The following is a 12,462-nucleotide window of genomic DNA, read 5'->3' as shown; positions in this document are numbered from 1 at the left end:
TTTAGTTAGACCGTCGCATCGGTGCGGATGTCCTTTAAGGCATCGTCGATTTGGCTCAGGACAATTTCAGTGTTGCCAGGTTGGTCAAGGTCGTACTTTTGCAAGTCAATCTTGATCTTAGGGCTGATGTCATAGTCGGCGAACCACCCTTGGTAGGCCGTCCACATCTTCTTGTAGTAGGATTCCAATTCGGGGTTGTTGTCGAATTGTTCGTAGTCCCGACCACGCTTCTTGATCCGGTGAAGGATGGTGTCAAAGTCGGCGTCCGCATAGACCAGTAAGTCTGGCGCCTTCTTTGGCAGTTCATCGAGTTCGTTCATCATGTTGTCGAGGAGTTGTAAGTAAACCTCAAGCTCGGTGTCCGTGATGTTACCCTCAGCGTTGTTTTCTCGCGTGAACAGGGCGTCTTCGTAGATGGAGCGGTCTAAGACGTTGTTGTCGTCCGCGAGCGCGCGCTTAATCATACTGAAGCGTTTGTTCAAGAAGTAGATTTGTAGCAAGAAACCGTATTGCTTTGGATCCCGGTAATAAAGTGGTAACACCGGGTTATCACCAACGGGTTCGAAGAATGCTTGCGTGTTTAAGTGTGATGCGATTTTTCCAGTTAGAGTCGTTTTGCCGACTCCGATCATTCCAGCTGTAATTATCACCATGATAGCCCCTCTTTTATTCGAAATACAAGATATAGTGTACCATAAAATGACTGACTACTACATCTGCCGGGAAGAAAAATTTTCGCCATTTCCAGTACTTTGGTCATTGTTGTATAATGAAACCGTTGGTATTAGTGGATTAGGAGGTTGATTAAATGTATCAAGCAATCGTCTTTTTTGATCTGGATGGTACTTTATTTGACGACAACAAGAATGTTTTACCGACAAGTGTCGCAGCCATTCAAGAAATGCAACAACATCATATTCTACCAGTTATTGCGACTGGAAGAAACATTTTTGAGATTCAATACGTCTTGGACGCGACCGGCATTGACGCTGTGGTCAGTGCTAACGGGAGTTACGTCCAATATCAAGGTAAAAAATTAACGGCCGCGGTCATTGACCGAGAGACCTTGGACGCCATTACGGCGTTTGCTAAGGAGCAGGGTGATCCGCTGGGGTACTTCAACAATCGTGGGTTCCGGTTGAGTCAGGCTAACCAGGATACCACCGATAACTTTAAATTATTACGGTTGGACGCTCAGGTGGACCCGACGTGGTACCAGCACCAGGAGATTAACTTTCTCAACGTCTTCAATCGGGATAAGGAACGGCTCTACCAAGAAAAGTTTGCCGGGACGCTGTCGTTTGTCCGGAATAATCCGCGGGCACTCGATACCATGCAGACGGGCGTTACCAAGCAGACGGGGATTCGAACCTTCCTCAAGGAAGCGGGACTGACCGACGTCAAGAGCTACGCGTTTGGGGATGGCTTAAATGATCTCCAGATGTTTGATGAAGTGGACATCCCGATTGCCATGGGTAACGGAGTCTTCCAAGCCAAGAACAAGGCGGCTTATGTGACCGCTGGAAACATGGACGACGGAATTGTTAAGGGCTTGCGGCATTTCGGCCTGATTCGGTAGGCTCAATAAAATGATGAAGATCAGAACGGCATGTCTGCCGGTTCCCACGGCTTGTGGGGCTGACGGACATGCCGTTTTATTGTGGGTAAATCTTGGGGGTAATACTGGTAGTGACTGTCTTGCCGTTCGCGCAGAATGAGCTGAACGCGGTGGGAGTCACTATTGTCTAACCGGTAACCGCCGCTCGGACAATCCCACGGCTACTGTCGAGGTTGTTTCAAGCGTTGCTCAGCACATGGGTAATCCGGTAATCCTTACATCCCGTTTCATAAGTTTTCCTAAACTCGGCCGACATGCTGCAACAAAATCCGCCATTTTTCCATTAGTACTAAGTAGGGGGATAGTTGTGAAAGGCAGGCATGTAATCGATCGGTCGTGACTCCTGAGAAAGATGTTGCGCTTTCATGAATATAAATTAATCGTTTACATTAATGATACGCGATGTTAATCAGAAATAAATAAAGTTTCGGTACTTTAGTAATTGGCAACAAAATATGTCTTTTGGAGGGATTTCATGAATAAACGTTTGAAGCACTCACTGAGTTTAGCTATTCTGACGTTAACTTTGATGAATGCCGGTTTACCCGTAACCTCAGCCTTAGCGAATGGTGTAACTCGCGATGCGGCAACCAATGTCGCTACGGTACCGAATGGAAGCGAAGTGGCCAATAACGGTGAGCACAAGCCGGTTGTCCCAACGCAGCCAAATAATGGTCAAAATTCTGGTTCCAGTGCAAGTGGAAATGGTGGCGTGAAGCCTAACGTAGTGCCAGGTAAGCCAAACGCGAAGCCCAAATTGCCATATGATCCGAACGATCTGCCAACTAGTTTACCTAAAACATTTGATGTACCAGAAGAGCCAGCAACTGGCGCACCGGGTGCTCGCCTCAAATTGAGTGATGCTTCGAGTAATAATAATACGCGTGATTTAGGTGGGTATGTGACGGCTGACGGAAAATGGAAAATCAAAACCAACCGGTTATTACGTTCGGCAAACCTATCGAAATTTACTGCTGAAGATATTAAAGTCCTACAGAGTCATGATGTTAAACATGTTGTCGATATGCGTACCGCTGGCCAAATCAAAGGGCGTGAGGATAAGCAAATTCCACAGGCCACTTGGGAAAACATTTCTATTCTAGGCAAGTTTGCGAATGCTGGTCTTAATACGAATGCAAGTGGTGATTTCGAAGATGCTAAGGAGAATAAGCCTGGCGATGCCGGATTTTATAATCATCAATTAGAGTTTAGTTATTCGGCGATGACAGGTTACAAGAAGTTTTTGGATGGTCTCTTGACTCAGCGGGGAGCGACTTTGTTTCATTGTTCATCTGGTAAGGATCGGACGGGGATTGCCTCTGTTTTGATTATGTCGGCGCTGGGCATGGATACTAGTACAATTGCTAAAGATTTTATGTTGTCGGAACGGTATCAGCATCATGTTCAATATAGTTGGCTACGAGAGTATTATCGTGAGATTAACAGCTATTACAAGAATATGCCCAGTTATTTGGTGAACGGTCTAGGATTTACGAAGTATCAGCAGGAGGTCTTGAAGTCTAAGTACTTAGTTTCAAACGATAAGGAGGAACGAGCTTATCCAGCGCCCAAGGCACCTTCACGACCGAATGTGACGATACCGTCGACTTCAGTGGACTCAGAAGTAAACAAGGCGGTCACTAAACCGGATGCTGTACAGAGTAGCAAGCCGGAGCACAAGCCAACCGTTAAGACTAAACATAAGCGGGTTAGGATTAAAGTCATTTCAGTGAAGAGGCTTAAACATGCTCAAATGGTGCATCTGAAGAAACATCGTCCTTATTTTTATGATATGCACTTGAAGTACAAAGTTGGATTGACTAAGGACTCTAAAATTAAGTGGCGTCTGATTAAGCGGGTCAAACTGCGTATTGGTCATAAAAAGAAGACCTATGTTCAAATCGTTAGCCCCCATGGTTATCATCGTTGGATTCAATCGAATGCCGTTTCGAAGATTAAACGCTAGAAAACAGCTAGAATCCTCAGTGTAACAAGGATAACGCCCACTATAATAGGGTAGTCGCGTGCTGACCGCCTTACCGTTCGCCAAATTTGGTCTGGATTGCTGTGGGCAGGATCGGGAAAAACCCAAGGGCGGTCTTTTCCCTCGCTTTGAGCCGTCAGCCCGCGTCTCAAAGACGCCATTTTCCAAGAAAGAACACTTGAAACATTATTAATTGATAAAAAGAGAAACTAAAATGGTGCATCGTCTATTCCTGCGAGGTTGAAAGGGATGATGGAGGCACCATTTTTGATTGGTTAATAAACTTATTGCTGACCAGTTTCCTAAGTTTTCCTAAACTCAACCGTCAAACCGCAACAAAATCCGCCATTTTTCCATTAGTACTAAGTAAGGGGGATGTAATCGCGGGCAAACAAAAAGGACAGCCGCGTGATCGTAGCTGTCCAGTAGCCTTAAACAACAGGCTTAGCCGAGTTTCTTTTCAATGTTAGTTAACGTGACGTCCGCCGTATTGGCGAAGACCATGTCGGCAGCGCCCAATTCCGTGGCGTCGCCGATACCGAGGGAGACTTCACCAGCCGCGTTAATGGCTTGGACCCCGGCCGCGGCATCTTCTACCCCGATACACTGGGCGGCAGGTAGGTTCAACAGTTCGGCCCCCTTGGTGTAGATCTCGGGGTCGGGCTTACCGTGGGTTAGGCTGGCCGGGTCAACGACCTTGGGGAAATAGTCGGCCAATTCCAGCTTGCTGAGGACGCGGGGAGCGTTCTTAGAAGCGGAAGCCAACGACAATTGATACCCCTTGGCCCGCAGATCATCGAGGAAGGCCTTCATCCCCGGCAAAATGTTGGCAGGCGTCATCTTATCGACCTCGGCCACGTAGTTCGTATTCTTCTTGGTGGCGAGTTCTTCCTTTTGAGCCTGGGTGTAGTCGTTTTCCTTGCCCCCAGCTTTCAGGATCATTTCCAGAGAATCCATGCGGCTAATACCCTTGAGGCCATTGGCGAGTTCGTCACTCCAGGCAACCCCTAGGTAGTCGGCGAGTTGGTGCCAGGCGTTACCGTGGAGTACCGACGTATCGGTAATGACCCCATCTAAATCAAAAACGAATCCTTTAATATCAGCGAACTTTGTCATGAAAAACACTCCTTAATATGAAATAGTTGCGGGTTGTTGCGGTTTTAGTGAAACTTGATGTTGACCAATAGTGAGCGTCGTAGCGTGGTCGGCCGTCACCTTGACTTGGTGATGATCGATCTCAAAGTGGTAGCGGATGCCCCGAACGAGTTGATTGAAACGCAAGGCCTGCCACTGTTTTGGCAGATGAGGCATCACCGTAATCTCCGGTGCCAGCACGTCGACACCGGCGTAATGCCGCGTCGACATCAGGGTGACGGCACCCATGACACCGAGGTGAATCCCTTCGGCGGTCGTACCGCCTTGAATGTCGTAATAGTCCGATAACAGGGCCTGAGAGAAGAGTTGCCACGACTGGTCCATGTTACCCGCCATCGCCGTCAGAACGGCGTAGACGATACGAGAAAGGGTGGAGCCGTGGGTTGTCCGGTCAAGGTAGAACTGTAGGTTCTTTAACAGGGCCTGTTGCGGTAAGTCGTAGCCTAATTGTTTGAGCAACCCCATCACGGTCTTGGCGTCCAAGCTATAAAAGGCCATTAGTGCATCGGCCTGCTTGGCCACTTGGTAGGCGTCAGGCGTCTTGCCCTCGGCCTTCAGGATCCGATCCATCCGGGAAATGTCCCCGTACTTCTTCTGGTACTTGCTGAAGTCGAGTTGGGGTAGCTTGAAGTAGCCCTCGAATTGCCCGATGATGCCGTCCTCGTTAATATCGAGCTTTAAGTGGTGACTGACACCGTAGAGTTTCTCGGCTACGGCCTTGGTGAAGTCGGTCTTTTGATCGACCGTCTGGACCTTGGCTTGTGGCAAATGGTGCCGCAGATCGGTCAACTTGTTGAAGAGCCAGGTGACCATGAGGTTGGTGTAGGCGTCGTTACTGAGGCCGGTTGCATCGGCGTTAGGATAATTCTCGTGGAATTCGTCGGGGCCCATGACCTGGTCGATGGTGTAGCGCTTGGTTTGCTGGTCATACTTTGCCTTGCTGAGCCAGAACTGCGCAATTTCTTCTAGCATTTCTAGGCCGTAATCGGTCATGAAGTCCTGATCACCCGTGATGTGAGTATACATGATGACGTTATAGGCCACGGCCAGTGAAATGTGGCGCTGCAATGAGGAATAATCGGGGTCCCAGGTGTTCGTCAGCGGATTCAGGTGAACAACTTGCGACTGTTCATCCCCGCTGGCCCCGGATTGCCAAGGATACATGGCGCCGGCGAAACCGGCCTTCTGAGCGTTCTGCTTGGCTGCGGGTAAACGACGATACCGGTACATCAGAAGTTGCTTGGCTAACTGCGGATCGTGCAAGGCGTAGACGGGTAGGTCGAACATTTCATCCCAGAAGACGTGCCCTCTGTAGGCTTCACCATCGAGCCCCCGGGCGTTGACCGAGGCGTCAATCTTGCCGGAAGCGATGGCCTGCGTGGAGATGAACAGATGATAGAGGTTGACGCGTGTCAGCTTCTGAGCCGTGATGTCGCCGGTAATCTGAATGTCGGTGTCTTGCCACCGCTTCTGCCAGTACGCGGTGTTGCTGGACAGCGAATCGGCAAACGTGGTCTTAGGTAATTCGGCACTAGCCGCGGTCATCAGATCGGTCTTCGTTTCACGGCTGGTAAAGAGGACCACGTTCTTCTCGAAGGTGTAGGTCTGGTTAGGCTGAACGGCGACCGAGCGCATCTGCTGGATGTGTTGTTCGGCGTTGGGCCGAACGTCCACCGGTGCTGGTAGGGCCTGGCCGGGTCCTGCCAAATGAGACCCCAAGATGAAGTTGACCTGCGAAGTGTGCGTCTGACCTTCCAGGTAAATGGTATCGGGCTGCTGACCGGTGCCGGTAACCTTGATGTGACGTTGATTGAAGGCGGCATACCGGTCAACGTTAGCGTTGATAACGCTACCATCTATCTCGGAGTAGATCTGCAGGGATCCCGCGAAGTTGAGGGGGGTCACGCTGTATTGAATACTCAACCGGTGCCAGTCGTGCATGTTGGCCAACTTAGTGGTCTTAATTTGGAGGCTATGCCCCGTGGAAAGCTGGACCAGCATGGTGGTGGTTAGCGCCCCGGTATGCAGGTCAAGGCTCCGGTAGATGTCTTGAATGTCGCTGGCCTTAATCTGGAAGGGATTCTGGTGGTCGACACCAAAGGTCAGGGCCTGAGCGTTAGGCAGGTTCACCAGGTCTTCGTTGGTGATTTGCCGACCGTTAATGTTGGTCGTCAGCTGATCGTAGAGTCCGGCTGTGTACATGCCCGGATAGTTGTCTTTGTCGGCGTGGGCTTCCGTGTAGGCGCCGCGTAGGCCGAAGAAGCCGTTTCCCACAGTCAGCATGGCTTCCTGGCCGTAGTTACGTTTACCTTGGTACTGGCCGTAATAATCCAGATGCCAGCTTAGATAGTCGCGCTTTGCTTTCAACGCGGCGTCTAGGCCTTGTTCAGCAATGGCCTGACTGCTGACGACGGGGATGTTGAGCATGTTGGTGATGGCTAACCCAATATCGATGCGTTGGTGATTGATGCCCACTACCGTATCGGAGAAGGGGTAGCTGAGGGCGTTGTCGATGACGGCGGCGTCAACGTCGAGTCCCACGAGTTTCACGCGGAGGTTCTCCAGATTCTCACCGATTCCCTGATTCGAATTATAAGCAATTGTAAATTGGCGTTGGGCGGCCGGTTGACCAGCCGGCGCGTAGCTCACCTGTAGGGAATCATCTAAAACGTGTAAAGTAATGATTTTCAAGCTTGATCGTCGTCCTTTCTGCTATAACTTAGTGTATTCATTCACCATTTATCTTAGGGTACCATTTGCCAATAAGCAATTAATTCCCCTTAAATGGCCTAAAATAATGATGAGGTAAAACGCTAAAACAGCGCCGTTGCAAGCGATTGCACGATTTGCGATTGGCAGCATTGGTTCGATCAGTTTGAAAGCAGGTGAGGGCTAAAATTGCTTTCGATAAATTATCCGAAACGTGGTAAGCTTTTAGCATGACAACGTGAAGGGAGCGCGCACCGATGAAAGTGGTCACGACAATTCTGATTATTCTGATGACCGGTTTGATTATTGGCGGAACGATGTGGGGCTTGCTGGCCTGGGCGCTCGTGGGCTGGGCGAAGGTGCTCTTTGGCTTCGGTGGTCTGGTGTTGGCCACGGTGGTGAATTTCTGGCTATTCTGGGAATTATGGCCCCACCGATCGGTTGAAGATGACGAGTGATGGCCCAAAATTGGGCACAAAAAAAGCCATTACGATAAGTCGCAATGGCCAAAGAGTAAGGTTACAACATAATTGAGGGATTATGTTGTAAAAATTTCATCTACTTTGGGGGAGTAAAATGAAATCTGTCTGTTGAATGAGGACAGAAGCCTCACGCGTAAGTTGAAGTTAGTTCAAACTTACCCGCAACCCTATAGTAACGCAGAATGGTCAAAAATGCTATTAAAATATAAATATTTAGCAAATTTCTCACAAAATTCCGCTGACAGCGTCAAAAGACTGGTAGTGTAAGGGGGATGAGGGGTTTGTTTAGCAAGAAAACAAAATGAAAAAGGGAATGATAACGTGCAACTAAAGGAGCAAGGACCGAGCTATTGGAACTTTGGCTGGGTTCTAATTATGATTGTCGTCGTCTCGGTTGTTCAGATTCCATTGACCTTCATGACGCACGGTACATCTCTGCAGCGTGGGCTATGGGCAACGGGCTATCTGCTGGGATTTGCGGTGGCCATTGCCTTGGGCGGCTGGCTGTATTGGCGAGTTCATCCCGTTCGGTGGCAACGACTCACACGGCAGGATTGGAAACTGATGGCGAAGGGGTACGCCTTCATGATTGGGGTCGAGATTGTCTTAAGCTTGGTCAATGCGGGATTGTTTGGCGAAACCAGCACGAAGAACAATACGCTCATCGCTGATATCATGGGCCACAGCACCTTAACACTGGTCATGTTGAGTCTCACGGCGGTCTTGGCCTCACCAATTCTGGAGGAACTCACTTTTCGAGGGCTTCTTGTGGGCGGTTGCTTTCCGGCCAAGGCTTTTTGGCTTCCGGTAGTGGTCAGTGGCGTCGTCTTTTCGCTGGTGCACCAGAGTAATAATCCCATTAGCTGGCTGATCTATGCGATGATGGGTGGCACGTTCGCTTACGTTTATCGCCGGACGGATAAGATTCAGGCCACGATGGTGATGCACGGCTTTAACAATCTGATTGCGGTAGTCGCCATGATTGCCAGTCTACATAACTGAAGGTTGAAAGTTCGCAAACCTGCTTCAATCCCCAGCTGACAAAACTTGTCGCCATTAAATGAGTCACCGCTGTCACCTGCGGCTGCCAGAGATTCCGGCGCTGTGGGGACCGCCTGCGGCCTGAGAAGCGGTCCTCCGGCTCGGCTTGAAGCCTGACAAGAATCGCCAGTCTCCAAACACGTCCCGCGCTGTAAGCTGACTCAAAACGTCAGCTAACACCGCTGCCACGGCTACCTCCATCTCTGGCTGCCTCCGGTTACGCTGGTTGAAACCCATTAAACTTACGGTAACATCGCTGGCGTGACCACGTTTGGCCGATTTAATTGGATACACTTCAAGTAGCCGTGAGTGAGTCAAATTTGGTCTCAGCCGTGGGATTTTCCAAGGATTTTGCTTGGAAAATGGCGTCTTTGAGACGCGGGTTGACGGCTCAAAGCGAGGGAAAAGACCGTTCTTGGGCTTTTCCCGGTCCTGCCCACCGCGATCCAGACCAAATTTGGCGAACGGTAAGGCGGCCAGTACGCGATTATCGTATTATAATGAGTCTTATCCTTGGCACACTGCGGATTCTAGCTTTCACCCCTCAGCTACATAACTAAAAAAACGACCAACACACTCGAATAGGGGGCGTTGGTCATTTTTAGTTGATCTTATCGACTTCTTTGGCGATCAGTCGTTTGTGACTGACCGTATCGAGTTGTTCCTTGACGGTGACCAGTTCGGACATCATGTCGTCAATCTCCTCGGAAGACATGCCCAGTAAGGTTTGGCATTGACCGATTCGAGAATAGACTTCATCACGTTTCGTGGTGGCCATTTCAGTTAAATGAATGAGGACCTGGCGTTCGTCGGTTTGACTCCGGACCCGGCTGACCCAGCCTTGTTTTTCAAGACGCTTCAATAGCGGAGTCAGAGTACCACTGTCCAGCTCCAGCCGTTCACCGAGTTGATGCACGGTGAGCGGTGCCTTTTCCCAGAGCACCAACATTGCGATATATTGGGGGTAGGTTAAGCCAAAGGGCGCGAGGGCACTTTGGTAAAAATGATTAAATTTCTTGCTGGCCGAATAAATTGAGAAGCATAATTGTTCGTCCAACAGGACAGGATTAACGTCTGCCATTGCATTGGCCTCCTTTCGTCTACTTTCCAGAGTATTGTATACAATTAAATTGCTACTGGCAAGTAAAACATCTTGCATGTTGACTGAAAACTGCAGTCAGGTGTGCACGTGAACAGGTTAACTGTCGGACAGCTTCGCTTAAACGTCACACTAGATTAATTATATAGCATATCGACCAATGAACGGCATGTTTATGGGTAGACATGGGAAATACCATCATTCATAGATAAATGAAATGATGGGAAATTGTACAGGGTATGTGCAATAGGCGTAAGCCTGACAGGACCTTTAAAAAAAGATGATCCCCTGATCGCAGTTTTTTAATGAATAAAACGAAATAGGTGAAGCTACGGTGATTAAAGTTGTCAATTAAACAGTCGGTTGATAAGACTGCTTAAGTATACCAGAAGATTCTCAAATGGAAAGTTAAATTTTATGAAAATGATAATGAGAAAATTGTGTTAGCCAGAAAGTTTGCGCTAGGGTAGCGTGGTGAAACAGAAATATGGAGAGAGACTATAACAATTATGTCGGGAAAAGTTGGCAAAAAGATGTGCAAAATTTCCGCAAATCATTTAGCAGAAATGCGATCAACAAGGTTTCACTTTTGCTCAACGCGATTCACGTTGACTTGACTCTCTGCTGAACATAACCGTTTCAATGATGGGAAGCGGGTGGCTTGATCGGGTTCAAAAATTTTGAACAAAAAAAAACGCTGATTTCTCAGCGTTCCTTTTCTTTGTTAAATGATGCCCCGAGCAGGATTCGAACCTGTACTTGATCTCTCAAACAGCGACCTGAACGCTGCGCGTCTGCCAGTTCCGCCATCGGGGCAACTCAACAACAAGTAATATACTACACTATCCGTGTATAAATGTGAACCCCTAATTTAAATTTTTTTATTTCGGGAATTTCACGGCCGTTCCGTAGGCGTGCACCACCAGAAATTTGGGGGCCACGTTCATGCGAACAACCTCGGTGTTAAACCGCACGTTGATCAGGCCATCGGCGGCATTCTCCTGGGCCTGGGCCATCAGCTTTTGTTTGGCCTCGGTGAACAAATCATCGAATAACTCGAATTGATCGGGTTTTTCCGACCGAAGCATCGTATGGGTCGTTGCAGTTAAAATCCCCTGAATCGTGTGGGCCCGGTTTAGCCCACCAGTTGTCATGAACATCGCGTGTTCCTCCTCATTTTAGGTCTGGATAGCGACGTTGGCAGAGCCACATCACGGTTGCGCCAATCATCACACCCAGACAGTTGGTAATGACATCATTGATATCGACCCAGCGCCCGAGGCTGACCAGGCGATTGAAGAGCGCCTGACCGGCTTCCAGGGTGAATCCCGTTGCCAGCCCCACCAGCAGCCATTGCCGCCACCGATGAACGCTGTGATTGTATTGCCAGATGATTCCCTGCGGCACCGTCATGACGATATTTAACCAGAATGACGCGTCGATTCCTGCTGGCTGTAGCGGCCATAAGACCCAGGTACCCCCGGCCCACTGGAAAGACTGAATCTGACCAACGCTACCGCCCAAGGTAATGGCGATTGGCGTCCAGGTCAGGGCGTTGAGGCCCCAACAGCCCAACCACCACCAGATTCGCCGGAAGCGGTGCTGGGACCAGTCACGTAGACACAGGGTTGCCCAGAGGATACTGACTAAAATAAACGGTAGCCATCGTACCATCGTTCTCGCCCCCTAATGTTTTCAAGTATACCGATTTGGGTGAACGGGAACAATCATTTTTGCGAATTTTTAGGTGAAAAGACGGTCGGACCATATTGTTTCAGCATGGCCTGTCGCCAAGCTGCGTAGGTCAGATAGGGGCCCGTCTTGAGGGCATTTGTCTGGGGATCGCGGTACTGACGGTCAGGGGCTGCGGGCAACTCTCCCGTGCAGGGCGTCACTGTACAGCGGCAGCCGGGATGAAAGGGCGGATAGTTACGGCCAGGCAGGGCTTCATCCGTGCGATAAATCCGGCCGTCCCGTGCGCCACAGTCCGGACAGGTATCCTTATCCAGTTGACAATTCAACTGATAGTAGTCGGCGTACGGCTGATTGGCAGTGACTGTGGGGGAAGTTGGTTGGGGGCGGTTCAAGCCCACTAATCGCCCAATCTGGGGACAAGCCCAGTAGATGATGGCTAACCCGGCGGCAATTATCGTCGACCAGGTGATGGTCTGACCCATCAGGAAAAAGAGAATACCCAGAAGCACGTCTAGAATCAGAAAGATAATAATACTGGTTGATAAGTTGCTCGTTTTTTTCACGAAAATCCTCCTCAGATAGTGGATTTATCTCTTGGATAAACGGTTCTCAAAATTAGTATACACGTTCGTCAGAAAAATGGCCGAAATGGTTCGAGCCAACGACCGGTTGTGGTGCG

General features: G+C 49.3%; 11 protein-coding genes and 1 tRNA gene. 4 read left to right on the top strand and 8 right to left on the bottom strand.

The window, feature by feature from the left end; genetic code table 11:
• Nucleotides 1–5: 5 nt before the first annotated feature.
• Nucleotides 6–653 (bottom strand): deoxynucleoside kinase, encoded by a 648-nt coding sequence (locus KB236_05280; protein ID UIF30137.1) that lies wholly within the window; start codon nt 651–653, stop codon nt 6–8.
• 155 nt (nt 654–808) lie between these two features.
• Here KB236_05280 and KB236_05275 point away from each other — a divergent pair, with 155 nt between their 5' ends.
• Nucleotides 809–1,579 carry a Cof-type HAD-IIB family hydrolase gene (locus tag KB236_05275; GenBank protein UIF30136.1) on the top strand — a complete coding sequence of 257 codons (771 nt, stop codon included), beginning with the start codon at nt 809–811 and terminating at the stop codon, nt 1,577–1,579.
• 514 nt (nt 1,580–2,093) lie between these two features.
• Nucleotides 2,094–3,584 carry a tyrosine-protein phosphatase gene (locus tag KB236_05270; GenBank protein ID UIF30135.1) on the top strand — a complete coding sequence of 497 codons (1,491 nt, stop codon included), beginning with the start codon at nt 2,094–2,096 and terminating at the stop codon, nt 3,582–3,584.
• Nucleotides 3,585–4,046: 462 nt separating this feature from the next.
• On the opposite strand, the gene pgmB is transcribed toward KB236_05270, so the two are convergent.
• Nucleotides 4,047–4,718 (bottom strand): beta-phosphoglucomutase, encoded by a 672-nt coding sequence (gene pgmB, locus KB236_05265; GenBank protein ID UIF30134.1) that lies wholly within the window; start codon nt 4,716–4,718, stop codon nt 4,047–4,049.
• A gap of 12 nt (nt 4,719–4,730) precedes the next feature.
• Entirely contained in the window at nt 4,731–7,448 is a 2,718-nt protein-coding gene (locus tag KB236_05260; GenBank protein ID UIF30133.1) for a glycoside hydrolase family 65 protein, read from the bottom strand.
• Nucleotides 7,449–7,723: 275 nt separating this feature from the next.
• Between KB236_05260 and KB236_05255 the strand changes: the two genes are divergently transcribed.
• Nucleotides 7,724–7,924, top strand: coding sequence for a hypothetical protein (locus KB236_05255; GenBank protein UIF30132.1), 201 nt, complete (start codon nt 7,724–7,726; stop codon nt 7,922–7,924).
• A gap of 345 nt (nt 7,925–8,269) precedes the next feature.
• Nucleotides 8,270–8,950: a CPBP family intramembrane metalloprotease gene (locus tag KB236_05250; GenBank protein ID UIF30131.1), complete on the top strand. Its 681-nt coding sequence runs from the start codon at nt 8,270–8,272 to the stop codon at nt 8,948–8,950.
• Between the two features lie 640 nt (nt 8,951–9,590).
• Here the strand turns inward: KB236_05250 and KB236_05245 are convergent.
• The 5 genes from KB236_05245 to KB236_05225 all read right to left on the bottom strand — a co-directional run bounded on the left by KB236_05245 (nt 9,591) and on the right by KB236_05225 (nt 12,346).
• Nucleotides 9,591–10,070, bottom strand: coding sequence for a MarR family transcriptional regulator (locus tag KB236_05245; GenBank protein ID UIF30130.1), 480 nt, complete (start codon nt 10,068–10,070; stop codon nt 9,591–9,593).
• A 750-nt stretch (nt 10,071–10,820) separates the two neighbouring features.
• Nucleotides 10,821–10,904 (bottom strand) — tRNA-Leu (locus KB236_05240).
• Between the two features lie 65 nt (nt 10,905–10,969).
• Nucleotides 10,970–11,248, bottom strand: a complete 279-nt coding sequence (locus KB236_05235; protein ID UIF30129.1) for a YbjQ family protein — start codon at nt 11,246–11,248, stop codon at nt 10,970–10,972.
• 13 nt (nt 11,249–11,261) lie between these two features.
• Complete coding sequence (locus tag KB236_05230) at nt 11,262–11,762, bottom strand: VanZ family protein (protein UIF30128.1); 501 nt, start codon at nt 11,760–11,762, stop codon at nt 11,262–11,264.
• Nucleotides 11,763–11,815: 53 nt separating this feature from the next.
• Complete coding sequence (locus KB236_05225) at nt 11,816–12,346, bottom strand: minor capsid protein (protein ID UIF30127.1); 531 nt, start codon at nt 12,344–12,346, stop codon at nt 11,816–11,818.
• Between the last annotated feature and the right edge of the window lie 116 nt (nt 12,347–12,462).

The organism is Levilactobacillus brevis (genome assembly GCA_021383565.1).
Taxonomy (GTDB): Bacteria; Bacillota; Bacilli; order Lactobacillales; family Lactobacillaceae; genus Levilactobacillus; species Levilactobacillus brevis_B.
This window is presented reverse-complemented; position numbering and strand designations above follow the sequence as displayed.

Bases quoted from the DNA above. Each gene is read 5' to 3' on its own strand.
- KB236_05280 (UIF30137.1), bottom strand. From the start codon at position 653: ATGGTGATAATTACAGCTGGAATGATCGGAGTCGGCAAAACGACTCTA.
- KB236_05275 (UIF30136.1), top strand. From the start codon at position 809: ATGTATCAAGCAATCGTCTTTTTTGATCTGGATGGTACTTTATTTGAC.
- KB236_05270 (UIF30135.1), top strand. From the start codon at position 2,094: ATGAATAAACGTTTGAAGCACTCACTGAGTTTAGCTATTCTGACGTTA.
- pgmB (UIF30134.1), bottom strand. From the start codon at position 4,718: ATGACAAAGTTCGCTGATATTAAAGGATTCGTTTTTGATTTAGATGGG.
- KB236_05255 (UIF30132.1), top strand. From the start codon at position 7,724: ATGAAAGTGGTCACGACAATTCTGATTATTCTGATGACCGGTTTGATT.
- KB236_05245 (UIF30130.1), bottom strand. From the start codon at position 10,070: ATGGCAGACGTTAATCCTGTCCTGTTGGACGAACAATTATGCTTCTCA.
- KB236_05235 (UIF30129.1), bottom strand. From the start codon at position 11,248: ATGTTCATGACAACTGGTGGGCTAAACCGGGCCCACACGATTCAGGGG.
- KB236_05230 (UIF30128.1), bottom strand. From the start codon at position 11,762: ATGGTACGATGGCTACCGTTTATTTTAGTCAGTATCCTCTGGGCAACC.